The sequence below is a fragment of the Janthinobacterium sp. Ant5-2-1 genome (assembly GCF_001445815.1).
GTDB classification, from domain to species: domain Bacteria; phylum Pseudomonadota; class Gammaproteobacteria; order Burkholderiales; family Burkholderiaceae_D; genus Janthinobacterium; species Janthinobacterium lividum_E.
On record NZ_LNCE01000015.1, the window covers coordinates 19,917 to 43,738 of the forward strand.

Here is a 23,822-nt window from a genome sequence, read left to right on the forward strand (position 1 = left end):
CTAGGCCGTCTTCGGCTTGAGCATGCCTTCCACGATGCCCAGCACAGTTTGACGGGGCAGCAAGCGCGGCAGCCAGGCCAGCAGCCGGTTCGGCCGGCCTGCCACGTGGCTGCTGCGGCCCTGGTCCAGCGCGCGCAGCGCTTCATCGACGACGGCTTGCGGATCCATGCGCTTGCCCACGGCCGCTTCCGGCGCGGCCACCACGTCGAAGAAGGCCGTCTCGGTAGCGCCAGGGCACAGGCCCAGCACGCGCACGCCGCGGCTGCGGTTTTCCGCCCACAGCGCTTCCGAGAACGACAGCACGAAAGCCTTGCTGGCGCCATACACGGCCATGTAGGGATCAGGTTGCAGTGCCGCCGTGGAGGCCACGTTAATGATGGCGCCCCGTCCTTTTGCCAGCATGTGCGGCAAGACGCAGTGCGTCATTTCCATGAGCGCCGTGCAATTGACGGTCACTTCGGCCGCCTGGCGCGCCAGGTCGATGCTTTCGAAGCGGCCATGCGTGGCGAAACCCGCGTTATTGATCAGTACGTCGGGCGGCATGCCCAGCGCGCAAGCTTGCGCATGGGCTTGCGCAGCGGCGCCGGGCAGGCTCAGGTCGGCCACCAGCGCATGTGCGCGGATGCCGTGGCGCTGCGAAAGTTCCTTGGCAAGGCTGTCGAGCACGGCGCCGGAACGGGCCAGCAGCAGCAAATGGGCGCCGCGCGCGGCCAGGGTTTCCGCAAAGACGCGGCCGATGCCGGACGAGGCGCCCGTGATAAGCACGGTCTGGTTGGTGTAGTTGAAAGCGGTCATGGCATTGTTGTGGAGTAAATGGAGCGTTTAATGTAAACTGTAGACTTTAGTCCACGGTCAAGGGGAATCGATGCGCATCGGAGAAATCACCCGCCTGACGGGCGTCAGCAAGGACACGGTGCGCTTTTACGAGCGCCAAGGGCTGCTGGACGAAGCCCCGCAGCCGGGCCTGACGAATAACTACAAGGAATATTCGGCGCAAGCCTTGCGGCGCATCGAGCTGATCGGCCACGCCAAGGCGCTGGGTTTTACCTTGAAGGAAATCGCCGACGTGATTGCCGTGTGGCAGGAAAACGCGCTCGACGCGCAGACCAAACGAGCTATGCTGGAAACGAAAATTGCCCAGATCGACGACAAGGCCCGCTCGATGGCCGTGCTGCGCGCCGGCCTCGTCGATGCACTGGCCAAGGTGGAGACGGGCTGCGACGATGTGGCGCCAGTGCATATATACAAGGATAAATACCAGGATAATCAATGAGCAACTATTACACGCGCTACCGCCACCTGGCGATCGAGGGCGCCAAGCCCGCCCCCACGCCGCGGCAGATCGCCGCCATCGAAACCTTGCTCGAAGCGTCCCTGCCGCGCGCCTTCCTGGCGTTCTTGCAAGTGGCCAACGGCGCCTATTTTGACTACACCACTGATGTGCCAGACGGCAATGGCGGCGTGGAAAAAATGGGCTTCAATACCTTCTTCAGCGCGGATGAAGGCGATTTCTGCGATGAGACACTGGTCGGCGAAATCCGCGCCGCGCGCAAGCATACGGACATGCCCGTGCGCATCCTGCCGTTCGCCCGCGATGGCGGCAATTCCATGCTCTACCTGGATATGACGGAAGAAGGCGGCGGCCGGGTGCTGGCCTATGTGCAGGAGTTGCCGGACTGGACGGGCAAGCGCGCCCACGGCCTGATGGAGCTGGCGCCCTCGTTCGACGCCTGGCTGGACAGCCTGTACATCGACCGCGACACGGTGCTCGATGAACTCGAACACAGCGTCTCGGAACCATCGCACCTGGACGCGATGGCGCAGTGGCTCGATATCGGCATGCCAGCCTGGCGCCGCGATGCCGGCATCGCCGCTTTGTATGCCCTTAAACAAGTCGAATTGTGCGCTAACGAACAGGACTAGTCCTACGGGCAGAATCGCGACTGTCCTATGGGTGTGCGCAGGCTGCGGGCTTAACATTGTCATCAGTTTGCAGAAAAAACCACACATGAAAGGACTTGTCATGCCTATCCCTACCACCAGTTCCCGCACGCCCTCCCTGAAAAGCGTGGCCATCGGTGCCGCCGTGGCCTTATTGAGCGGCATCGCCATCAACAGCATCGCCGCTGCCGCGCCGGGCGCGTACGACAAGCAATTCCTCAGCAAGGCCGCCGATGCGGGCAGCACGGAAATTGCCGCTAGTAAAGTGGCGCAAAGCAAGAGCACCAATGCGCAAGTGAAGACATTCGCCGATGCCATGGTCACGGACCATACGAAAGTGGCTGACGAACTGAAACAGCTGGCCAGCAGCAAGCAGATCGAGGTCAGCGACCAGCCTGGCGCCAAGCACAAGGCGCAGATCGACAAGCTGAGCCGCCTGGAAGGCCCGCAGTTCGACAAGGAATATGCGGCCACCATCGGCGTGGCGGCGCACAAGGATGCCGTGAAGCTGTTTACGGACGCCAGCCAAAAGGCCAGCGACCCCGAGATCAAGGCCTTTGCCGCGAAGACCTTGCCAGCGTTGCAACATCACCTGGAAATGGCCAATACCCTGCACTCGGCGGTGGGGAAATAGCCAAGTTGACGGCAATTAGCGGGGATATGCTTGCTGTACGTGCCGTACGGCAAGCATATCTGCTCTTGACATACAATGCGGCAACTTCGTTTTTGGCCATGCCATGACCTCATGCAGCTACTCAAGAAAACCGGCCTGATCGCCGCCGCCTTCCTGCTCATCCTCCTGCTGGCAGGCTGGCTCTTCATCAAGGTCAGCGCGGCGCGCAATGCCACCGTATATGCACAGCAGTGGAACGACCGGGGCACGTGCGTGATCAAGACCTATGTGCCGCACTACGGCAACGGCGTGCCGCAGAACATCGTGCGCGCACTGAGCACGTCCACTTTCTTCCGCGTCTACCACAAAGATGGCACCTTACTGGAAAGCACGGAATGGGTGCTGGACATGCACGAAGACGGCATTCTCGACCATGCGCGCTGGGGCGATAACCAGACCCGCGCCATCTACCCGACGGACCTCGGTGATGAAGGCTGGACCCTGCCTGTATGCGCGTGAGCGGAGAGCGACCATGCAAGAACTAAAACAAAAGGGGCTGCGCGGACCCTGGGTCGACGTGCCGTATGAACCTACGCTCTACCATTTCCTCGGTCCCTTCGACGTGTACGACCGCGAACACATTCTGGGCTTGGAGCTGGACACCTGGGACATGAACGACCCCGTCCAGCGCGCGGCGCTGATACGGCGCCACATCACATCGCAGTACAAGGAGCTGAGCTACCGCCACCGCCATGCGCTGGTGGCCGTGCTGGCGCAGGCGCTGCAAGACCCCGCCTACGATTTCCAGGCCATCCTCGAGCATGACCCCGAGAGCACCTACGCCCTGCCCGCCCGCTGGGACGAGATGGACGACCCGCGCGCCTTTTTCGCGGACATTTACCGGCTGGCGCAGCAGGACTGGCGCGACGACCTGGCGCGCGCGGCGGCGGAAGATCCGGCCAGCTGGTAGCGCGGCGCCAACGCCACACTATCGACACGATAGCTTGCAGGATCTCTTTCCCTCTGTAAACGCGATTGCGGCCGCTTGCACACAGCGTTGCAAAAACGCCCCACTCAAAAAAATACTGTTGCACCAGCGCATGTCTGCTGGCATCGCGCTACCATGAACCGTCGGCACTTCGATAGGCGCCGCCTCACCGCACCGGTTCCCCGCCGGTTTCCCCTGCCGCAATGTGAAGGAGATTCTCATGCCCAAGTTCGCCCCTGCCATCTGCCTGTCGGTCATGCTTGCCGCCGCGACGCTGCCCGGTATCGCCAGCGCTGCCGAAGGCGGCGCCACGCGCGCCGACGCGGAAGCCATGGTCAAGAAAGGCGTGGCCTATATCAAGAGCGCCGGCGACGCCAAGGCGTATGGCGAGATCACGGCCAAGTCGCCGCAATTCATCCTGCACGACCTGTACCTTGTCGTCTACAAACTTGACGGCACGGTTGCCGCGCATGGCGCCAACCCGAAAATGGTCGGCAAGAACTTGATCGAGCTGAAGGATATCGACGGCAAGGCCTTCGTCAAGGAACGGGTCGACTTGGCCAAGAGCAAGGGCACGTTCTGGCAGGAATACAAATTCACGAATCCGGAAACCAAGAAAATTGAACCGAAAGTGATGTACTGCGAAAAGCTGGCTGATTCCGTCGTCTGCGGCGGCATCTACCTGTAGCCAGCCGCTGCGCCGCCAGCGCCGGGATGGCACACCGATCTGTCAACGAATTTCTCAACGAATTTTTCAACGAGATGGGCCGCAATGAAAATCGCACAGAAGATGTTGATCGTCCCGGTGGTCGCGCTGGCCTGCCTGCTGGCCATGGGCGCCTTGTCCTATTTCGCCATGCAGCAAAACGAGCAGCGCATGCACGAATTGAAAGACGTCACCCTGACGGCCGAGCGGCTGGCCAACCAGCAAGCCATTGCCCTGGGCCAGGTGCACGCCGACGTGTACGCGAAGATCGCCATCGCGGCCAGCCTGTCGGACGAGCAGTTCAAGCAGTTCGGCGCGCAAACGGATGGCCAGCTGAACGCCATCGCGCAAGGCTTGAAGGAACTGCAGAAATTCTCGGGCGCCGCCACGGAAGCGGGCCAGGCGCTGCCCGGTGTCGAGCGCTACCGTGCCAGCGTGGCGCAGGCGCTGGACCTGGCGTCCATGGACCCGAATACGGGCGTGGCGGCGATGCAAAATGCCGCCGGACACTACCAGCAAGTACGCGGGCAGCTGCGCCAGGTGCTCCTCAACCTCGACCACCACACGGTCGAGGCCTTGCAGGAGACAAAAAATGCGGGCCAGCGCGCCGGCTGGTTGTCGCTGGGCACCATGGCCATCGGCTTTGCCTTGCTGGCCCTGATCGCCACGTGGGTGGCGCGTTCCGTGGTGGGGCCCATCGACGACGCCTGCCGCGCCGCTGAAAGCCTGGCCGCCGGCGACCTGACCACGCATATCGAAGCCCAGGGCGACGACGAGGTGGGCAAGCTGACCCGGGCCTTGGCCACCGTGCTGAAAAACTGGAACACGTTATTGGGCGACATACGCCAGGCGGGCTCCACCATCACGGTGGAAGCGAGTGAAATTGCGCTGGGCAATGCGGACTTGTCGGCCCGCACCGAGTCGCAAGCCCATTCCTTGCAAGAAACGGCGTCATCCATGCATGCCTTGACCGATACCGTGCGCGAAAACGCCAGCCATGCGCACCAGGCCAACCAGATGGTGCTGTCGACGTCGAACGTGGCGCTCGAGGGCGGCCGCGTCGTGGGCCAGGTGGTCGAGACGATGGGCTCGATCAAGGCCAGTTCCGGGCGCATCGTCGATATCATCGCCGTCATCGACGGCATCGCATTCCAGACGAATATCCTCGCCTTGAACGCGGCCGTGGAAGCGGCGCGCGCGGGCGAACAGGGGCGCGGCTTTGCCGTCGTCGCCACCGAGGTGCGTGGCCTGGCGCAGCGTTCGGCCACGGCGGCCCGCGAAATCAAGCAGCTGATCGAGGATTCCGTGGCCAGGATAGAAACGGGCAGCGAGCTGGCCGACAGCGCCGGGCGCACCATGGGCGATATTGTCGCCTCCGTCCAGCAGGTGACGGAAATCATGAACGACATCACGGCGGCCAGCCAGCGTCAGAGCAAGGGCATCGAAGAGGTCAACAATGCCATCACGGAAATGGATGAATTGACCCAGCGTAATGCCGCCCTCGTCGAACAATCGGCCGCCGCCGCGCAAAGCATGCAGGACCAGGCGCATGATTTATTGCGCGTGGTCGACGCCTTCCGCCTGGGCGATGGCGGCCCGCCGTTGCTGCCGCGTCAGTAACGGTCCGGCATCGCAGCCTTGGCGCAGGCCAGCATTTTCCTGCCGGCATCTGCCAGCGCGGGGTCCGGGTCCGTCAGCAAGACGCTGCCCCGACTGTTCTGATCCTCGAAACTGCCCAGCATGGCCGCATACAGCGAGGCCTGGTCCTGCTTGCGCCAGGTGGCGCTGGACAAATTGCCGGGAGTGACAGGCATGCCGGCGCTGAAGTAGCCATATAGCCCGCCGACCTGTTTCTTGTGCAGCCATTCCATCAATTGCACGATGCGGTACTGTTCCAGCAGGCTCAATTCACTGACATTGACGCTGGACAAGGCGTAATACAGTTCCAATCGGGCCATCCAGTTGCCCTTTTCGCCGGCCGCCACCAGCGCATCCCAGGCGGAACCTGAGCGTATCTTGCGCAGGTCGCCCGGCAATACCATCCACGCCTCGACTGCGCCCTGGTCCGGCACGGGGCCGTAGTCAGCGGGTGCGCGGCAGACGAACTGGCGCGCATCTGGCCCGCCATCCTTGAGCGCGTTGCCAATCTGCGCGGTAATCTTGTCGCCGCTGCGCAGCAGGCGCGTGCCATAACTTTCTATCGTCCAGCTCGGGGGCAGCCGGCCCAGCCAGGCCAGCGCATCGTCGTTGGCGCGGGCCGCCACCGCGTAGGCGGCGATCCTGGCCTGCATCTTGACTTCTTTCTGCTGCTCCGCCAGCTTGCGCGCATCCTGCTCCTCGTCATGGCGGCTCGTGGTCCTGGTCAGTTGCATGCATTGCTGGAAGGCGTCCGGCGCGCCCTGCCAGCATGCGGCGGGGACCTTCAACTGCCAGCGCATGCTGACGGTTTTCAGCATATACGTGTCTTCGCCCTCCTCCCCTTTGACATAGGCGCGGCCGTCGGCCTTCGTCACGCCTTTGGTCAGCTGCTTGCCGCCAGCCGTGCTCCACGTATACGGGTCATCGTCCTGCGGCACGCCGGGCGCGGCGTACAGGGTCAGGTAGTGGCCGGCTGCGGCAGGCACATCGGCCGCATGGCTCAGCGGCGACAGCAGGGATATGGCCAGTAAAGTTCTTCCAGGTCTCGGTATCAGCTTTAGTTTCAGTTTCAGCATGCAGCAATCGTTCAATGCAGTTCCGTATGGCAGGCACAGTCGTGGCCGCTGGCCGCCTCGGACAGGTTTTGCAGGATCGCGCAGTCTTGCGACGGCTGCGGCTGGTCGCACTGGTGGCGCAAGGTCACCAATTGCTGCTGCAATATTTGCAAATTCGCCATTTGCTCGGCAATGCGCAAGATATGGTGGTCGAGCAATTCATTGACGCTCTGGCAGCCTTCGGCCGGGTTGTTCTTAAATTCCAGCAAGGCGCGGATATCCGTCAAGCCGATCTGCAGGGAGCGGCAATGGCGGATGAATTGCAACCGTTCCTGGTGTTCTTCCCGGTACTCGCGGTAGCCGGCGCTGTTGCGGCCAGGTTCCTGCAGCAAGCCCGCCTTTTCATAGTAACGCACGGTTTCCACGTCACAATCTGTCCGTTTGGCCAGTTCTCCGATACGCATGGCATCCCCTTTTCATTCTTTATGCAAATTGCGCTTGACCCTGTAGCGGCTACAGGGTTTCTAATGGAAGCATACACGAAACCGGAAGGACGAATGCGATGCCGCACGATAGCCACGACCACACCCACGAACACAAGCATGACCATGCGCACGACCATGACCATGACCACAAGCATGACCATGCGCCCAAGGCGGCCAGTTGCTGTGCCAGCCAGCATGCGTGCTCGTCCACGCCTGCCGCCCCGTCTGGCCCAGCCCTGCCCAGTACGGCCATCGCCGGCGCCAGCACGGCCAAATACCGCATCGCCAACATGGATTGCCCCACGGAAGAGCGGCTGATCCGCAACAAGCTGAGCAATATGGCAGGCGTCGTGGGCCTCGATTTCAACCTGATGAACCGCGTGCTGGACGTGCACCACACCCTGGCATCGCTGGCCACGGTGGAAGCGGCCCTGCACGGCATCGGCATGCAGGCCATTCCCATGGAGGCGGACGCGCCAGTTGCGCGCGATCCGGACGAGGGCAAGCTGAGCGGCCTGCAAAAAGGCTTGCTGCTCGTCTCCGGCCTCGCTGCCGCAGCCGCCGAAGCGCTGGCCTGGACCACGCATGAAGACAGTTCGCCCCTCGTCATCGCGCTGGCCCTGCTGTCGATCGCCACGGGGGGCTGGCCGACCCTGAAAAAGGGCTGGATTGCCCTGAAAACGTTCACCCTGAACATCAATTTCCTGATGAGCCTGGCAGTTTTCGGCGCCGTCGCCATCGGCCAGTGGCCGGAAGCGGCCATGGTCATCTTCCTGTTTGCCATTGCCGAACTGATCGAAGGTTTGTCGCTGAACCGCGCACGCAATGCCGTGCACAGCCTGATGCAGCTGGCGCCCGACACGGCGACTGTTGCCGACGCGAGCGGCGCCTGGAACCAGGTGAGCGTCGCCACGGTGGCGATCGGCGCCTTGATGCGCGTCAAGCCGGGCGAGCGCATCGCGCTCGATGGCATCGTGCAAAGCGGCGAATCGTCCGTCAACCAGGCGCCGATCACGGGCGAAAGCATGCCGGTGGACAAGTCCGTGGGCGACGTCGTGTATGCGGGCACCATCAATGAACGGGGCTTGCTCGACGTCACCGTCACGGCCAACAGCGGCAACAGCACCCTGGCGAAGATCGTCAAGGTGATCGAGGAAACGCAAGGAAAACAGGCGCCAACGCAGCGCTTTGTCGACAATTTCGCCCGCTACTACACGCCGGCCGTCGTCGTCTTCGCCATTTTAGTGGCCGTGCTGCCGCCGTTGCTGCTGGGCCAGCCGTTCATGGCCTGGGTGTATAAAGCGCTGGTGATGCTGGTGATCGCCTGCCCTTGTGCGCTCGTCATTTCCACGCCGGTCACCGTCGTCAGCGGCCTGACGGCGGCCGCGCGGCGCGGCATTCTGGTCAAAGGCGGGCAATTCCTGGAAACGGGTTATCGCATCAAGGCCATCGCCGTCGACAAGACGGGCACCTTGACCATGGGCAAACCGGCCGTGACGGACGTGGTGGCCATGGAAGGCAACAGCCGCGATGCTATCCTGCTGCTGGCCGCCAGCCTGGACGCCAATTCGGCCCACCCATTGGCCGCCGCCATCGTCAAGGCCGGTCCGCCGGTCGGCAGCCACTTGCCCGTGACCCAGTTTGCCGCCCTGCATGGGCGTGGCGTGCAAGGCACTATCAATGGCCAAACGTATTACCTGGGCAATGCGCGCCTGATGACGGAATTGAAGGTATTGACGCCGGCACTGCAAGCCATCCTGGTGGGCCTGGAACAGCAGGCGTACACGGCCATGGTGCTGGCCACCTCCGCCGGCGCGCTGGGCGTGATCGCCGTGGCCGACGTACTGCGCCCGACGGCGGCGTCCGCCATCGCCAGATTGAATGCGCTGGGTGTCACCACCGTGATGCTGACGGGAGACAATGCGCTGACGGCGCAGCGCATCGGCGCCGAAGTGGGTGTCAGCCTGGTCAAGGCAGAGTTGCTGCCGGAAAACAAACTCGATGAAATCAAGGCCTTGCAGCAGCAGTTCGGCGTGGTGGCCATGCTCGGTGACGGCGTCAACGACGCCCCTGCCCTGGCGCAGGCCGACATCGGCTTTGCCATGGGCGCGGCCGGCAGCGACACGGCCATCGAAACGGCGGACGTGGCCCTGATGGATGATGAACTGGGCAAATTGCCTGAATTCATCAGCCTGAGCCAGCGCACGCGCAGCATCCTCGTGCAAAACATCAGTTTTGCCATCGGCATCAAGGCCGTCTTCTTCGGCCTGGCCCTGGCCAGCATGGCAACCTTGTGGATGGCCGTGTTCGCCGACGTGGGCGCCAGCCTGCTGGTGGTGGCGAACGGCTTGCGTTTGCTGCGCAAGACCAAGCAAGCATAGCCCCACGCAAAGATATTTCCATCTGGACAATTGCTGTAAAAAAAGCTACTTTGGCGGCTGTTCCCTACCGCCGCCAAAGTAGCCGATGACCTTTCTTCCCCGCCTGACCCTGCTGGTCACTCTGCTGGCTGGCTCCTCCCTGCATGCCGAACCGATGTACTTCACCCCCTGTTCCGATACGGCCGCCCCCGGCAGCCTGTGCTCGGGCTTGACCATGCCTGGAAGTTATGACGAGCAAGGCCGCGCCATCGGCGACGCGGATGCCATGCACGTCTTCGTGCGTAAATTTGCCGCCGATGTGCCTGCCGGCAAGCCGGCCAAAGGCACTCTGTGGCTGGTGGCGGGCGGTCCCGGCGAATCGGGCGCCGCGTTCTACAGCCTGCTGCCTACCTTGCGCCGCAGCTTTCCCGGCTTTGAATTCCTGATTCCCGACCACCGCGGCACGGGCCATTCTTCGCGCCTGTGCAAGGTGGAAGAGTCGGAACAAAGTCCCGGCGGCCGCGCCCTGGCCGGGGCCGAATGGGGCAGCTGCTTTGCCGGCATCAACCTGGTGCCGGAATACGCGGGCCAGTTTTCCATCACCATGGCCGCGCGCGACTTGAAAGCCCTGATCGAAGGCGAACAGGGCAAGAAGAAGCCGCCTGTGTATGTATACAGTGTGTCGTATGGCACGCAGCTGGTCTTGCGCGCCTTGCAGCTGGGGCCGCTACCCGTCCAGGGCGTCATCTTCGACTCCTTGGTGCCGCCGCAAACGGATGCCCGCTGGGACTTGAGCCAGCGTTCGCACGTGGTCAACACGGTCGGCATGCAGGTACTGGCCCGCTGCGATGCGGATGCGGCTTGCCACTCTGCACTAGGCGAGCCGGCCGCAACCCTGTACCGCCAGCATGCTGGATAAAATGCAAGCCGATCCCGCCCTGCTGGCGCAAATTCCCGGCAAGAACCTGAAAAACTTCCTTGGAGGCATGCTTGACGTGCCAGCCGCCCGCGCCCGCATCCCGTATCTGCTGCAAGACCTGGACCGGGGCGGCGAGACGGAGCTGGTGTCCGTGCGCGCCACGTTGGCGGACGCGGCGGCCAGCCTGGGCAGCTATCCCCAGTCGCCGCTGTCGATTCCGCTGGTCAGCATCATCAGCAATTCGGAAAACAATCTGCAGCCGTCGTTGCGCCCCGGCTGGACGGTTGCCGACATCGCCCGCGACGAGGCGGATTTGCTGTTTACCAGTCCCCTGCCCCGCATCCTGCTGGGCGGCGGCTTGCCCACCTACCCGCGCGACACTTATTTCGGCGTCTTGCCGGAGAAAATGCCGCCAACTTTGGTACTGCAGGGAACGCTGGACCCGAAGACGCCATACGCGGGCGCGCAGGCGCAAGTGCGGGCTCTGACGCAAAGCAAGGCCGGCAAGGTGGCCCTGTCCAGCGTGCAGAACGCCCCGCATTTCATTTTATGGACGGCGCCCGCCTGCTTTGAACAGGCCAGCACCCGCTTTATTGCCGGCAAGCCGGCGCAGGATTGCACGCTGTAGTTCCACCAACTACTGAGAAGAGGACGAAATGCGCATCACAGGCCTGGCATTGCTGCTGTTATCTTGTTACGGCATGGCGCAAGCGGCGCCGCCCGCCTTCCCGTCCATCTGCGCCTCGCCCGCACAAGCCATCCGCGAACAGGGCTATGTGCCCATCAATGGCATCGAGCAGTGGATCACCATCACGGGCGCCGCCTGCGGCAATCCCGTGATCCTGTTCATTCATGGCGGCCCCGGCAATGCGCTCAGTCCGTACGCGGATGCCATCTACGCCGGCTGGGAACGCCACTACACCCTGGTGCAGTGGGACCAGCGCGGCGCCGGCATGACGTATGCGAAACAGCGGCCGACGGAAGACGTGACCTTGACCGTGGAACAGATGCGCGACGACGGCGTCGCCGTGGCCCGCTATATCGAACGGCATCTGGGCCAGCGGAAAGTCATTTTGATGGGCAGTTCCTGGGGATCGATACTGGGCGTGCACATGGCCAAGGCGCGCCCCGACCTGTTCCACGCGTATATCGGCACGGCGCAGGTAGTCAATGCGCGGGACAATGAAACGGGCATGTACCGGGAAGTGATGGCGCTGGCGCAGGCGGCCGGCGATACGGCCACGGTGGACAAGCTGACGGCGCTCGGTGCGCCGCCATGGACGGACCCGCGCAACTTCGGCATCTTGCGCCGCTTCGACCGCAAATATGAGGGAATGGCAACGGATGCGCCGCCGAAACACTGGTGGCAGCCGGCGCCGTTCTACGCCACGCCGCAAGCGCTGGCCGATGCCGAGGCGGCCGATGACTATTCATACATCCAGTTCATCGGCCTGCGCGGCGATGGCATGTTCGCCAAGGTCGACCTGCCCGCACTGGGCACACGCTTTGACTTGCCCGTGTTTTTCATCATGGGCGAAGCGGACTTGCTGACCTCGCCGGCCATCGCGCGCACATATTTTGACCTCATCACGGCGCCGGCCAAGGATTTTACTGTGGTGAAACGCGCAGGGCACGACCCCAACCAGGTCGTGCTCGACGCCCAGTGGGCGGTCTTGCGCGACAAGGTGGCGCCGTTGCTCAAGCGCTGATCCATCAGACCGAGATCGCCCGGCGCGCCCGCAGATGCAGATGTCGGATGGTGGCCGCGGCCGCCATCAGGATGGCGGAAGCCGTGGCCAGCACGACAATAAATGCCTTGTCGAAAGCCGAGCGGGCCAGTTCCGACACTTGCAGGCCCAGTTCGGCTGGCAATTGCTCGGCAGCCAGCAGCGCCGCATCGAGGGTGTCATGGGCATTCGGCAACAGGCCCGCGCTTTCCGGAATCACCAGGGTGGCGCTGTAGACGGCCGACAGGATGGTGCCCAGCACCGTCACGCCGATCACGGCGCCCAGTTCGTACGACACTTCCTCGATCGAGGCGGCCATGCCGGCTTGCTGCGGCGCCACGTTCAGCATCACGGCGCTGGACGCGGCCGTCATGACGGCGCCCAGGCCCAGGCCCAGAATCACCAGGCTGGCCACTTGCGCCGAGACGGCGGCGTCATGCAGCACCAGATACGATGCCATGCCGATACCGGACAGCAGCAGCGAACCCCACAACACCTTGGCCTTGTCGGCGCGCGGCAGCATGAAACCCGTCAGCGGCCCCGCAAACACGGACGCCAGCGGCAGCGGCAACAACAGCAGACCCGCTTCGAGCGGAGATAATTCACGCACCAGCTGCATGTGCTGGCTCAGCGCCAGTTCCATGCCGATCAGGGCGGCGGACGCCACCATGGCGGCGGCCACGGCGCTGGAAAACGGCAGTTCGCGGAACAGGGCGAAGTCGATCAGCGGCTTGGCTTGCCGCTTCTGGCGGCGCACGAATTTCAGCATGAAGAAGGCGCCCACGGCGAACGAGGCGGCAGCCAGCGCATACGACGGCTGCGACTTGCCCAGTTCCTTGATCGCATACACGCCACCGAGCAGACCCATCATGATTTGCAAGGAACCGGCCAGGTCCCACGGCTTGTCGCGGTTACCGGCCCGTTTCGGCAGGACGACGGCGGCAAGCACCAGGGTCAGCAGCACGATGGGCACGTTGATCAGGAAGACGGAACCCCACCAGTAGTGTTCCATCAGGAAACCGCCGAGCACGGGGCCAAACGCGGCACCACCGGAGGCGATCGCCGCCCACACGCCGATGGCGAACGAGCGCTCGCGGTTATCCGTAAAGGTCAGGCGGATGATGGATAAGGTGGCCGGCATCATCAAGGCGGCGCCGATGGCCAGCAGCACGCGGGCAAAGATCAGCCATTCGGCTGCGGGCGAAAACGCGGCGCACAGCGAGGCGATGCCAAATACGGCCAGGCCGGCAAGGAAAACGGGTTTGTGGCTCAAACGGTCACCGAGGGTGCCGAGGCCGGGCAGCAGACCGGAGACGACCAGCGCGTACACGTTGATGATCCACAGTTTTTGCGAGGAAGTGGCCTGCAAGTCGCGCGTCAGCGCGGGCAAGGCGGTGTAGAGCACGGTCATGTCGACCACGATGAGGAACAAGGCGCTGGAGACGATGGCCAGCGTCAGCCATTTTTTCATTGGATGCATAAACAACTCATGGATTTTATGTAACTTTTAACAACTATCGGTATGGATAAAGCGGGTACTGCGCAAATATTCACGTTCCAGGCTGCCACGGGCCTGGGCTTGTCGGGGGCGGCGGGCGTCAGCCACGGTCGCCATCCTTGTCATCCACAGCAGCCGTTACTGCCGGTACGTCGAGTTCGCGCAGCATGACGACGGACACTTGCTTGAAGCCGCGGCCCTGGAAGAATTTTTGCGCCGTCAGGTTGTGCGCGCCGCATTCGAGGAACAGCCGGGCGATGCCGTGGCTGTGCAGCTCGCTTGCCACCCACTCCACCAGCTGGCTGCCGATGCCGCTGCCGCGCACGGAGGGCAGCAATACCAGGTCATCGAGCGCGGCGAACGATTTCGAGGCGCGCTGGCGCGTGTCGATGGAGACCAAGGCCATGCCGACGATGGCGTCGCCCGACGTGGCGACAGCCAGCAGGGTCGAATCGCCATGCGCCCAGTCATGCGACAGGGCGGCGCGGATTTCGCCGCGTATGACCTCAGGCAAGTCCGCGCGCCAGTTGCCGGGCGCATCGGCGCGTTCGCCCTGCAGCTCCGAATGGGAGATATAGTCGGCGCTGACGTTGTCGAGGTAGAGCTTGCAGAGCGTATCTTCGGCGGTGGCGTCGTGGCACCAGCTGAAGCTGATGGCGGGTGAATTGGCTTGAGCGTTTTTCATGGCGGATCTCGTATTATTGACAATGAAATGCATTTTATGTCGCCCCTGAATGGCATTCAAGTTAAAATCCATCTGTAAAACAGATAGGTGGATGCCATGCAATGGACTTTGGAACAAATGCGCTACTTTGAAGCGGCCGTCGCGGCCGGTTCTTTCTCGGGCGCGGCGCGCCGGCTGGGCCGCGCCCAATCGGTGGTCAGCACCTCGATCGGGCTGCTGGAAGCGGAATTTGGCGTGGAACTGTTTGACCGCTCGCGCCGCAGCGCCGTGCTGACGGAAGCGGGCAAGGTGATGCACCTGGAAGCGTGCGAACTGCTGCGACAGGCCGAGCGATTGCAGCTGCGCGCCCAGTTGCTGAGCGAGGCGCCCGAAGCCCGGCTGACCCTGGCGCTGGACGAAGCCCTGCCCTATCTGGCCATCGGCACCCTGGTCAAGGAACTGGCGGCGCGCTACCCGGCGCTGGAACTGGTGATGCTCAACGCCACAGCGTCGGAAGTGGCGCAATACGTGGAACAGCAGCAAGCCGACGTGGCCTTCCACTTCGACCGCGGCCCGATTTCTCCCGTGCTGGAACAGCAGCACATCGGCAGCGTGGCCCAAGGCGTGTTCGTGGCAAAAGGCCACTCCATGGCGCATGGCCAGGAAGTGAGCCGCAACGAGCTGACCCGCTACCGCCAGCTGATCATGGATTCCGAGCTCAACCGCGAACACGCGTTCAGCCCCGCCGTCTGGTTTTCCGACAGTTTTTACAGTATTGCGGAAATGGTTGCGGATGAATTGGGCTGGGCGATTCTGCCCCTGAACATCGCAAATTACGACAACTACAAAGGGTATCTGCAGGAAGTGCCCTGCCCTGCGCTGGCCTTGTCACGGCTGCCGGTGCGGCGGCTGTCGATTCATGGCAAGAAACTCAGCGAGACGAGTCTGTGGCTGACGATCAGGTTGGCGGAGTTGCTGGCGGATGGGCCGCGGGGGTAAATGTATACAGTCAATGTAAAAATGCTTGGGGTTTTAATGCTCAATAGAAGCCAGCCCCTGATAGCTGATCCGGTACGACAAGGAGCCGGAGTTAAAGGCCGAGGTATGGCACAATCCAGAATGGATTGAACTTGAATTAATGAAAACAGCCGCATGAAATGACAAAACAGGCGCGACATCGTCCATACCAGGAAAATAATGAGTATTAACGCCAAACTGAAAAAACTCGAAGATAAAGCCATGGCCAAAGGCGAGTATGCGGTCGCCGCAGCCGCAGCCCATTTATTACAAGATATAGGCTGCGTGGACAAGCAGATTAACCTGGTTGGGGCGATGCACGAAGTTGGCTACCTGCAAAATTCGTTTTCTCCTTACTGGAAAGAATTCAGAGCTGATGAATCGGCATGGATAGAGCGCTGTTTAACCAGACTTGTCACTGCTGATCATGACTATTGGGCGCTTGCCTCGCTTCTGGGCTGCAATGGCCCAACGACCGTCAGCATCGCCATTGGCCAGGGTTTCAAATCCGCTGCAACAAGGCTCTACGAACGTTTTGACAAACCCAAGGTTCATGTTAGTACTTTATATTTGACAGCCAATGGAAAAGTGCTCCATCCAGTACTGGAAATCGGCTATGACACAACTGAAATGAAAAATGTCGACGTGGGAAGAGCACGGGCGCTTAGTTTGGAAAATGCACAATGGCAACCGGGTGATTGTTTGGGTGTAGGCGCACTGTCACTTTCCATGCAGGCCAAACTTCCGCATGGCGCATGGAGGTCGGTATGGACGGCTTTTGAAACATGGGATGCATAATGCAATGATGAAATGCAAAACAGTCAATGCATGGCTGGAAATGGCGCAAAATGATGAAGTGCTCATTGATCCCGACGATATCAATCACGAAGCGATAAACAATATGTGGAGCTTTTCGCCCACGGACGAGGAAACGCCGCAGATCCATGCGGCCGATATCGTTGAGTTCATTGGTGAGGTGATCGCGGCGCGCCGCAGCGCAGTCAAAGGCGAGGACATGCTGTTCTATTGCTGGCACGATGCGCAATGCCGGCAGTTGCGCTTCAGCCTGGTGTCGCGCTCGCATGGGCGGCTGCCGTTTCGCTGCGAGTTGCACGAAACGCAGGATCTGGCGCTGATCGCCGATCGCGTGGTGAACGTGGACTGGCGCAACGAACATTATATGCAGGCCCCGTCGGAGGACGGCGATGAGCAGGAGCAAGTGCCGTTCGTCCTGCCCGTATTTGTCGTGCCCGTGCCGTAGGAATCAGCGCGGCGCAATCACGCCAGAAAGCGTGCGGGCCGGCAAGCCTCCAGGGCTGACGCGGGCTTGCCAGTGACGATTTCCTCGCTGGCAAGCTGACCCACGATGGCGGCCAGCACCACGCCAGGATGCATGGCGCACACGTACACGCCGCCCACCTGCGGCAAATAGCCGACGATGGGCACGCCGTCAAAGGGCATGGGGCGCAGGCCGACGCGGGCGAATTCTGGCGCGATGGACTCAGCTCCTTTCAGTTCATCGCGGATCGCGCTGGCCGTGCGCAGCGCCATGGCGGCGGGCTGGTTTTCCGGCGCCTCGTCCACATAGTCTTCCGCCGCCAGCATGGTGCCATCTTCGTCTTGCCGCACCTCCATTGCATGGCTGGAAATAATGCCGCGCACCAAGCCGGGCGGCGCCTGGTAGCGCATGAAAATGGCGGGCGAGGCGTCGATGGGCAGGCTGGCGCCCAGCATCTGCGCCAGCGTAGCAGTTCCCGTGCCTGCCGCCAGCACGACCACGTCCGCTTCGATGAGGCCAGCGGCCGTTTCCACGCCAGTCACCCGCGCATCCTGGACCACAAAGCCCAGCACAGGCGTGTGCGTGCGGATGGTCGCGCCCAGCGCCCTGGCCGCTGCCAGCATGGCGCGTGTGGCGGCAACGGCGTTGAGGGCGCCCTGCTCCGGCTCGTGGATGGCCTGTTCCGGCGGCTGCCGCAGGTGCGGTTCAAGCTGGACGATGCGCGAGCGGTCCAGCAATATGGATTCGGGCGACACCCGCCCATCCTGCGTGCCGTATGACAAGGCACCATGCCAGCGCACTTTCAATCCAGGCACCTGCGTTTCCAGTTGGCGCCAGGCCGCGATGGCGCCACCGTGCAGGGCCGCAATGGGGTCTGGCCCGGCGCAGGACGTGTTAATCCACGCAAACGACGTACCCGTCACGCCGGAAGCGATGCCGCCCGCCTCGACCACGGTGACTTTTGTACCCTTGCTGGCCAGGTGGTACGCGAGCGACGCCCCGACGATGCCGGCGCCGATGACGATAATGTGCTGGGGTCTTCCATGATTCATATCTGCCAACTTTGTTTATTTATCACAGGGCAGAGTCTACCCCAGCCGCCCGCAAATCCAGCGCATAGGCATGGCCATCGACAACGCTCCCTTCCACGATGGCAATATCGGGCACGGCCGTACCCTGCACGAAACCGCAGCGTTCCAGTACGCGAATGGAGGCCGCATTGCCGTCGATAGCGTAGGCGCACAGGTGTTGCAGCCGCCATTCCTCTTGCGCCAGAGTGATCAAGTAGCGCAGCGCGGCCGTGGCCAGGCCCTTGCCCGCTTGTTGTTCTCCGATGCGGTAACCGACTTCGGCCACGCCTTGCTGCCGGTCAATGTCCTTGAGATTGGCGCGGCCGATCAATTGTCCGTGTTCGTCGACGATGACGCAGGGGTGCATGCGGCCCTGTGCGTGCTCGTCCAGGAATTGCGCGACGTGCGCCTGGATGCCGTCAGCGCTGTAAAAATCGTCCGGGCGCCGGTCGATATGGCGCTCGAACCAGGCCCGGTTGGCGTGTTCGAAGGCCAGCAAGGGCGCGGCGTCGTCGGAGCGCAGGGTGCGAATGATGTGTGTACTCATGGAAACTCCAGGAAAGGCATGAGTCTAGTGACGCGCTGCCCGGCCCGTCAATCTTGATTCTGCGAATCAATATACAGATACAATCGCCGCCATGAAAAACGACTTATCCGCCCTCGACGCGGCGCGCCTCTTGGGCGTCAGCCTGCCCACCCTGTATTCCTACGTGAGCCGGGGTTTGCTGGCGTCCGTCAGCAATGGCGATTCGCGCAGCAAGCGCTATCCGCAGGAAGACGTGCTGCGCCTGGCGGCGCGCAAGAATGACGCCAAGCGGGGCGGCCAGACGGCCGTGGCCGCCATGCACTGGGGCTTGCCCGTGCTCGAGACGCAGATTTCCCACATTCTCGATGGCCGGCTGCTGTACCGGGGACACGATGCGACGGCGCTGGCCGAGTCCGCGACGCTGGAGACGGCCGCCGGCCTGCTGTGGGACGACTGCACGGGCGACTATTTCCAGCAAGATGCTCCTGCCCTGCCACAGGGATTGGCCAGCGTGCCAGATACGCCGCCGCTGGCGCGCGCCATGCTGGCCATGGCCATGCTGTCGTCCCTGCCTGCGCCTGCTGACATGCTGCAGTCCGGCCCCGCCTTGATGCGATTGTTGGCCGCCGCCCTGCTCCAGACGGCCCCGTCCGCCTTGCCGCTGCACCGGCAGATGGCCCAGGCATGGCAAGCCGACGCAGAACAAACGCAATTGCTGCGCGCGGCCCTCGTGCTGCTGGCCGACCATGAATTGAATGCGTCGACCTTTGCCGTGCGCTGCGTCGCCTCGACGGGCGCCAGCCTGCCAGCCGCGCTGGGGGCAGGGTTGGCTGCCTTGTCCGGCGACAGACACGGCGGCGGCAGCGCAGCGGCCCGGCGTATGTTGACGCAGGCGCTGGCCGCGCCGGACGCCAGGGACGCCATCGGCGCTTTTTACAAGACCATCGCGCCGGAATTCGCCGGCTTTGGCCACCCGCTGTATCCGCGAGGCGACCCACGCGCCGCTTATCTGCTGGACCGTTTGGCAGCGTTGTCGCACGCGCATCCGCAAGTGGCCACCATCCTGTCCGTCTGCGCCACGGCGGGCGAACTGCTCGGTGCGCGTCCGAATGCGGATCTGGCGCTGGCCGCCATGGAACAGGCGTTCGGCTGGCCCGCGGGCGCAGCATTGAGCGTGTTTGCGCTGGCCCGTTCGGCCGGATGGATCGCGCATGCCAACGAGCAAGCCGCCAGCGCGGCGCTGATCCGTCCACGCGCACGCTATATCGGACGCCACCAGAGCGATTAGAAATCGACGCTTGATTTATTACGCATACGTAGTAGTATACTTCGCATGCGTACCAATACCTCTCCTGCTTCAGACGTCCCCGATGCCGCAGCCTGCCCGCTGGGCGAGCGTTCGCCGCGCCTGTTCAATCTGCTCAACCTGGCGCGGCAGAATCTGTTTCGTTCGGCAGACGCCGTCTTCACCAGCGAACTGGGATTTTCCGGCACGCAAGTGGTCGCCCTGTTTGCCCTGAAGGGCGAGGAAGGCTGCCAGCTCAAGGACTTGGGGCGGGCGCTGCAACTGAAGAACTCGGCCGTCACGGGCTTGGTCGCGCGCATGGAAGAAAACGGCCTGATCGTGCGCGGCCAGTCGGCGTTGGACGCGCGCGCCGGCACCCTGCACATGTCGCCCAAGGGCGGCGAGGTGCTGGCCGCTGCCCTGCCCCTGCTCGACAGTTTGAATCAACAACTGAAGCAAGGCTTCAGCGAGGAGGAACTGGCCGTCGTCGCCCGCTTCCTGCTGCATGCCTCGCGCCTGCGTTTTGCGCAGGACGTCTGACCCATCCCCACATCACCACCACAGGAGTTACCCATGCACCCGAAAGACATGACCGGCTTGCAACTGATGCAGGCTTTCGCGCAAGGCCTGTTTCCCCGGCCCGGCATTTCCAAGACCATGCCCATGGACGCGCACACGGTGGAGCATGGCCGTGTCATCTTCACGGCGACGGCAAATGAAACGCACACCAATCCCATGGGCGGCGTGCACGGCGGTTTCGCCGCCACCGTGCTCGACACGGTCACGGGTTGCGCCACGCACACGGTCCTGCCGGCCGGCGAAAGTTACGGCACGACGGACCTGAACATCAAGATGTGCCGTCCCCTGCCCTTCAACGTGACGGTCTACGCGGAAGGCAAAGTCATCAACGCGGGACGCAACCTGGTCATTTCCGAAGGCACGATCCGCGACGAGGCAGGTAAAGTCTACGCCCACGCGACGGCCACCTGCATGATCATCCGTCCCCGGGAGCAAGCCGCCGCATGATACGGCCCGGCAGCAGTGCGGAAGCGGACGGCCAGCCCGTCTTGCTTGCCAAAGGAGCAACAGCACCATACACTGCGCTATTCTGGCTATCCGATATCGGCCATTCGCGCGGCTATAAAACTCGGCAGTGAATCGATGTCACTGCGGCCTTAACTCCAAGGATGACGATGCACAAGATCTGGATTGGCAACATTTCACTCATGCTGGCAATGAGCATTCCGCTGTCTGGCCACGCCGAAGCAACATCCTCGACCGATGCGGCATTCGCCAAACCGCAACTGCGCGTCGACCTCGGCGGTCGCAAACTGCACCTGTACTGCAGCGGTGAGGGAGCCACTACCGTCGTGTTCGACGCCCCATCCGGTGATGGCGGCTGGTCATGGTACAAAGTTCAGCCGGAAGTCGCCAAGCATACTCGCGCCTGCGTGTACGACCGCGCCGGACTCGGTTTCAGCGACCCGGCGCCGCGCCCGAACACTTCCGCAAACGCCGTCGAGGATTTGCATGGGGCGTTGGCTGCCGCCGGGATCAAGCCGCCGTATCTGCTGGTTGGAAATTCGCTTGGCGGTGCCAACGCGCAGGTGTATGCCTACCGTTATCCCGACCAAATCAAAGGTCTGGTTCTGGTGGAGCCGCAGACAGAAAACGAAACGGCAAGATTGGACAAGGTAACCGCTGGCAAGATCAAGCAGGTCTACGCCATGGTGAAGCAGCAGGACGCGTATTGCTTGGCCGCAGCTAAAAAAGGGTTCAAGCCAGGTAGCGAAGCGCTGAATAATTGTGTCGGCGATACGATTGCATTCTATGGGCCGGTGCTGGGAAAAGCGGTCCAAACGATCACGAAGAAACCCTCCTACTGGCGCGCGCGCGTCGACGAATACAACGCCATCGATACGAGCGACGACCAGCTGCGTGCCCTGCGCAAGCCGTTCGGCGACCTTCCGCTGCTGGTGCTCACGCGTGGCGTGAGTCCGTATGCGGTACCGGACCAGCCGCAAAGCCCCATGAATAAAGCCACCGAGATTGAAAACGAACAGATACATCGGGAGATTGCCTCGCTGTCTTCCAGGGGCAAGCAGCGGGTCATCCCGGGCGCCTCGCACGTGATCCAGGCTGACCAGCCCGATGCGGTGGTGCAGGCTGTATTGGATGTGCTTGCGCAGATCAAGTAACTCACGCGGACATCACTTTTTCCTGAACGCGGAATGCCTCCTTTGGTACGGAACTTGGCAACGACGGTAACCGGCCATCTGCCGCCATTCGCCAATGCAAGAACTGAAGCATCACCACTTTTATTTTTGGAGCATCGATTTGGAAAATCTAGTTGTATTGAGAATTTCCGACAATGACGGCGTAGACTTGAATGGTGTCAAACTACGCTCAACAAGTGAGGTCGCGGAAGCTCTTGAGAAAATCGGCGCCGAAAATTCGGATATGACCGTTTCTGTCGAGGCCACCGATTCCAAATGGTATGAGTCTATCGGAAAGGCCATTTACGGTAGCCACCGGGCAGGGTTTTCAGGTGAGCGATTTCGCGTACTCATCGACGGCAAGCCTCTGGAAGCCTGACCTACACCGCCTGCTGCCGGCCAGGAGCGGACGTTGAAAGGCATGCGCTGCTTCTTGCCTGCCTTTACGGGCAAGAACACAATCGTCTTCAACGATTCTGAACTCAAGTCGATTTTGCGTCGAATTTTCCTGGGCTACTTTCAGCGAGGCTAACTACTGCAAGAGCAGCCGTTCGATAGAGTAGATGTTGTTTAATTCAGGGCGTGCAGTCGCCCGTTCCTAAATATGGAATCAATGACAGTGATGGCAATAAAGTGGAGGAACCAGGAGGTGCGAAGCTACAATGGCCTCATGTGCAGCAACGGTGACATCTACGAAGTGCAAGAAACCTGGATGGCCAGAGTACATGAAAAACAGGAGCTTGGCGGTTGGCTCAATGTCGCGATTCTGGCGCAAGAAGAGCTGTATGGTGGACAGTACATAGTTAAATGCGGAGAGGCTATGGAACACGGCTCAATCGGCGTAGTCGTTTTGGAATCGCTGCAAAATCATGAACCTGTTTGGACGTTTGTTTCGGATCAATCCAATCCATTTGATCAAATAACAATCAAGGGCGGCTGGGTTGTGGTGCTGTCAACGTCAGGCGCCGTGTTACGGTTTGGTGCGCCAATGAGGGAGGCAAGGCTTCTGCTTCCGAGTACGTCGATCCATGATACTAACGACGAGCGCTTGTAAAGTGAGACGCTACTCTTCCGCTATGCTTAGGTGATGCTTTTTAGGCAGCCTCCGGCCAAAAGCGGGCAACGAAAGGCATGAACATGGCGCGGGTCCGACTGATTGTATTCGACTTAGATGAAACCTTGGTACATGCGACTAAGGTTGCATTACCTTGTGCCCACTCCTTTCGCACTGGTCCATATTTTGTCTACGTACGACCGTTTGCATCTGAACTGATCAGGTTCTGTGCGTCGCACTTCGATATCGGAGTCTGGTCTTCATCGAGCGAACGCTATGTCGAATTAGTCACCGCAGAGCTGTTTGGAACTTCCTATCCCGTTGCATTTTCTTGGGCGGTATCAAAGTGCGTTCAGAAAGTTGATCCGAAAAGTAACGGTTATGTGTACATAAAAGATCTGCGCAAGGCGTTGAAGCAGGGGTATGCAGTAGACGAGATTATCATGATCGATGACAGCCGCGAAAAGCTCCAGCGGCAACCCACGCGGGATCTTTGCCTATCTGAGTTCACAGGTGATCCGTTTGATACGGAACTTCTTCACGTTATCGAACGGGTTAAGGCGATGGCGGAAATGCAGTCAACGACGGCCTGAAGCGAATGCCTGCAATGGGGTGAAAGCAGATGCACAAATCAATAGCATGAGCATTAGACTGATCTCTCTTCTCATCAACAGTTAGGATGCGGCATTTAACAAACCCTTCGGTGGCTACACCGATTTTGCGACTGCGCATCCGTCATGAGCGACGAGCGGAACTTCATCAATTCCTGTTGAAGGTCCAC

Annotated in this window: 28 protein-coding genes; 21 read left to right on the forward strand and 7 right to left on the reverse strand. The window is 61.6% G+C overall.

Translation table 11 applies throughout. The features are described 5' to 3' along the window. Complete coding sequence (locus tag ASN89_RS05735) at positions 1-795, reverse strand: SDR family NAD(P)-dependent oxidoreductase (RefSeq protein WP_058048575.1); 795 nt, start codon at positions 793-795, stop codon at positions 1-3. Between the two features lie 70 nt (positions 796-865). Here ASN89_RS05735 and ASN89_RS05740 point away from each other — a divergent pair, with 70 nt between their 5' ends. The 7 genes from ASN89_RS05740 to ASN89_RS05770 all read left to right on the forward strand — a co-directional run bounded on the left by ASN89_RS05740 (position 866) and on the right by ASN89_RS05770 (position 5,868). Then, on the forward strand, positions 866-1,273 hold the full coding sequence (locus ASN89_RS05740; protein ID WP_058048576.1) for a MerR family transcriptional regulator: 408 nt from the start codon (positions 866-868) through the stop codon (positions 1,271-1,273). Next, on the forward strand, positions 1,270-1,923 hold the full coding sequence (locus ASN89_RS05745; RefSeq protein WP_058048577.1) for an SMI1/KNR4 family protein: 654 nt from the start codon (positions 1,270-1,272) through the stop codon (positions 1,921-1,923). Before ASN89_RS05740 ends, ASN89_RS05745 begins: the two co-directional genes overlap by 4 nt. A gap of 100 nt (positions 1,924-2,023) precedes the next feature. Next, complete coding sequence (locus tag ASN89_RS05750) at positions 2,024-2,575, forward strand: DUF4142 domain-containing protein (protein ID WP_058048578.1); 552 nt, start codon at positions 2,024-2,026, stop codon at positions 2,573-2,575. A gap of 111 nt (positions 2,576-2,686) precedes the next feature. After that, positions 2,687-3,073: a hypothetical protein gene (locus tag ASN89_RS05755; RefSeq protein WP_046685248.1), complete on the forward strand. Its 387-nt coding sequence runs from the start codon at positions 2,687-2,689 to the stop codon at positions 3,071-3,073. A 13-nt stretch (positions 3,074-3,086) separates the two neighbouring features. Continuing rightward, positions 3,087-3,524 carry a hypothetical protein gene (locus ASN89_RS05760; RefSeq protein ID WP_058048579.1) on the forward strand — a complete coding sequence of 146 codons (438 nt, stop codon included), beginning with the start codon at positions 3,087-3,089 and terminating at the stop codon, positions 3,522-3,524. 238 nt (positions 3,525-3,762) lie between these two features. Continuing rightward, positions 3,763-4,230: a cache domain-containing protein gene (locus tag ASN89_RS05765; protein WP_082654412.1), complete on the forward strand. Its 468-nt coding sequence runs from the start codon at positions 3,763-3,765 to the stop codon at positions 4,228-4,230. Between the two features lie 84 nt (positions 4,231-4,314). Then, entirely contained in the window at positions 4,315-5,868 is a 1,554-nt protein-coding gene (locus ASN89_RS05770; protein ID WP_235432977.1) for a methyl-accepting chemotaxis protein, read from the forward strand. Here ASN89_RS05770 and ASN89_RS05775 read toward each other — a convergent pair. Both ASN89_RS05775 and cadR read right to left on the reverse strand, forming a co-directional pair. Continuing rightward, positions 5,862-6,962, reverse strand: coding sequence for a hypothetical protein (locus tag ASN89_RS05775; protein WP_058048580.1), 1,101 nt, complete (start codon positions 6,960-6,962; stop codon positions 5,862-5,864). The genes ASN89_RS05770 and ASN89_RS05775 overlap by 7 nt on opposite strands. Before the next feature lie 11 nt (positions 6,963-6,973). Continuing rightward, entirely contained in the window at positions 6,974-7,405 is a 432-nt protein-coding gene (gene cadR / locus ASN89_RS05780; RefSeq protein WP_034748257.1) for a Cd(II)/Pb(II)-responsive transcriptional regulator, read from the reverse strand. A gap of 98 nt (positions 7,406-7,503) precedes the next feature. Between cadR and ASN89_RS05785 the strand changes: the two genes are divergently transcribed. The 4 genes from ASN89_RS05785 (at position 7,504) to ASN89_RS05800 (ending at position 12,414) form a co-directional block, all read left to right on the forward strand. After that, a complete protein-coding gene (locus ASN89_RS05785) occupies positions 7,504-9,807 on the forward strand; it encodes a heavy metal translocating P-type ATPase (RefSeq protein WP_058048581.1) in 2,304 nt (767 codons plus the stop codon). An 85-nt stretch (positions 9,808-9,892) separates the two neighbouring features. Then, positions 9,893-10,705: an alpha/beta fold hydrolase gene (locus ASN89_RS05790; protein ID WP_058048582.1), complete on the forward strand. Its 813-nt coding sequence runs from the start codon at positions 9,893-9,895 to the stop codon at positions 10,703-10,705. A gap of 1 nt (position 10,706) precedes the next feature. Further along, a complete protein-coding gene (locus ASN89_RS05795; RefSeq protein ID WP_161911734.1) occupies positions 10,707-11,333 on the forward strand; it encodes an alpha/beta hydrolase in 627 nt (208 codons plus the stop codon). A gap of 28 nt (positions 11,334-11,361) precedes the next feature. Further along, on the forward strand, positions 11,362-12,414 hold the full coding sequence (locus ASN89_RS05800; RefSeq protein ID WP_200968982.1) for an alpha/beta fold hydrolase: 1,053 nt from the start codon (positions 11,362-11,364) through the stop codon (positions 12,412-12,414). 4 nt (positions 12,415-12,418) lie between these two features. Here ASN89_RS05800 and ASN89_RS05805 read toward each other — a convergent pair whose 3' ends face one another. Both ASN89_RS05805 and ASN89_RS05810 read right to left on the reverse strand, forming a co-directional pair. Then, a complete protein-coding gene (locus tag ASN89_RS05805) occupies positions 12,419-13,903 on the reverse strand; it encodes an MFS transporter (protein WP_409929626.1) in 1,485 nt (494 codons plus the stop codon). A gap of 127 nt (positions 13,904-14,030) precedes the next feature. Further along, positions 14,031-14,615, reverse strand: a complete 585-nt coding sequence (locus ASN89_RS05810; protein WP_058048584.1) for a GNAT family N-acetyltransferase — start codon at positions 14,613-14,615, stop codon at positions 14,031-14,033. 96 nt (positions 14,616-14,711) lie between these two features. Between ASN89_RS05810 and ASN89_RS05815 the strand changes: the two genes are divergently transcribed. From ASN89_RS05815 to ASN89_RS05825, 3 genes are all read left to right on the forward strand, one after another. Continuing rightward, positions 14,712-15,593, forward strand: a complete 882-nt coding sequence (locus tag ASN89_RS05815) for a LysR family transcriptional regulator (protein WP_058048602.1) — start codon at positions 14,712-14,714, stop codon at positions 15,591-15,593. A 198-nt stretch (positions 15,594-15,791) separates the two neighbouring features. Then, a complete protein-coding gene (locus ASN89_RS05820; protein WP_058048585.1) occupies positions 15,792-16,409 on the forward strand; it encodes a hypothetical protein in 618 nt (205 codons plus the stop codon). Beyond that, a complete protein-coding gene (locus tag ASN89_RS05825; RefSeq protein WP_235501883.1) occupies positions 16,390-16,872 on the forward strand; it encodes a hypothetical protein in 483 nt (160 codons plus the stop codon). The genes ASN89_RS05820 and ASN89_RS05825 overlap by 20 nt, the downstream gene beginning before the upstream one ends. A gap of 17 nt (positions 16,873-16,889) precedes the next feature. Here ASN89_RS05825 and ASN89_RS05830 read toward each other — a convergent pair whose 3' ends face one another. Together ASN89_RS05830 and ASN89_RS05835 are read right to left on the reverse strand one after the other, a co-directional pair. Continuing rightward, complete coding sequence (locus tag ASN89_RS05830; RefSeq protein ID WP_058048586.1) at positions 16,890-17,942, reverse strand: NAD(P)/FAD-dependent oxidoreductase; 1,053 nt, start codon at positions 17,940-17,942, stop codon at positions 16,890-16,892. Between the two features lie 22 nt (positions 17,943-17,964). Then, the gene (locus ASN89_RS05835) at positions 17,965-18,507 is read right to left on the reverse strand and encodes a GNAT family N-acetyltransferase (RefSeq protein ID WP_058048587.1); all 543 of its coding nucleotides are present in this window, start codon (positions 18,505-18,507) and stop codon (positions 17,965-17,967) included. Between the two features lie 91 nt (positions 18,508-18,598). Between ASN89_RS05835 and ASN89_RS05840 the strand changes: the two genes are divergently transcribed. The 7 genes from ASN89_RS05840 (at position 18,599) to ASN89_RS28020 (ending at position 23,634) form a co-directional block, all read left to right on the forward strand. After that, positions 18,599-19,774, forward strand: coding sequence for a citrate synthase family protein (locus ASN89_RS05840; RefSeq protein ID WP_058048588.1), 1,176 nt, complete (start codon positions 18,599-18,601; stop codon positions 19,772-19,774). Positions 19,775-19,819: 45 nt separating this feature from the next. Beyond that, positions 19,820-20,311 carry a MarR family winged helix-turn-helix transcriptional regulator gene (locus ASN89_RS05845; protein WP_058048589.1) on the forward strand — a complete coding sequence of 164 codons (492 nt, stop codon included), beginning with the start codon at positions 19,820-19,822 and terminating at the stop codon, positions 20,309-20,311. 33 nt (positions 20,312-20,344) lie between these two features. Beyond that, positions 20,345-20,797 carry a PaaI family thioesterase gene (locus tag ASN89_RS05850; RefSeq protein WP_046685238.1) on the forward strand — a complete coding sequence of 151 codons (453 nt, stop codon included), beginning with the start codon at positions 20,345-20,347 and terminating at the stop codon, positions 20,795-20,797. Between the two features lie 167 nt (positions 20,798-20,964). Next, positions 20,965-21,969: an alpha/beta fold hydrolase gene (locus ASN89_RS05855; RefSeq protein WP_058048590.1), complete on the forward strand. Its 1,005-nt coding sequence runs from the start codon at positions 20,965-20,967 to the stop codon at positions 21,967-21,969. Between the two features lie 94 nt (positions 21,970-22,063). Further along, complete coding sequence (locus tag ASN89_RS05860; protein WP_046685237.1) at positions 22,064-22,366, forward strand: hypothetical protein; 303 nt, start codon at positions 22,064-22,066, stop codon at positions 22,364-22,366. Between the two features lie 234 nt (positions 22,367-22,600). Then, entirely contained in the window at positions 22,601-23,041 is a 441-nt protein-coding gene (locus tag ASN89_RS05865) for a hypothetical protein (protein WP_058048591.1), read from the forward strand. Positions 23,042-23,118: 77 nt separating this feature from the next. After that, positions 23,119-23,634: an HAD family hydrolase gene (locus ASN89_RS28020; protein WP_082654416.1), complete on the forward strand. Its 516-nt coding sequence runs from the start codon at positions 23,119-23,121 to the stop codon at positions 23,632-23,634. The last annotated feature ends 188 nt before the right edge of the window (positions 23,635-23,822 follow it).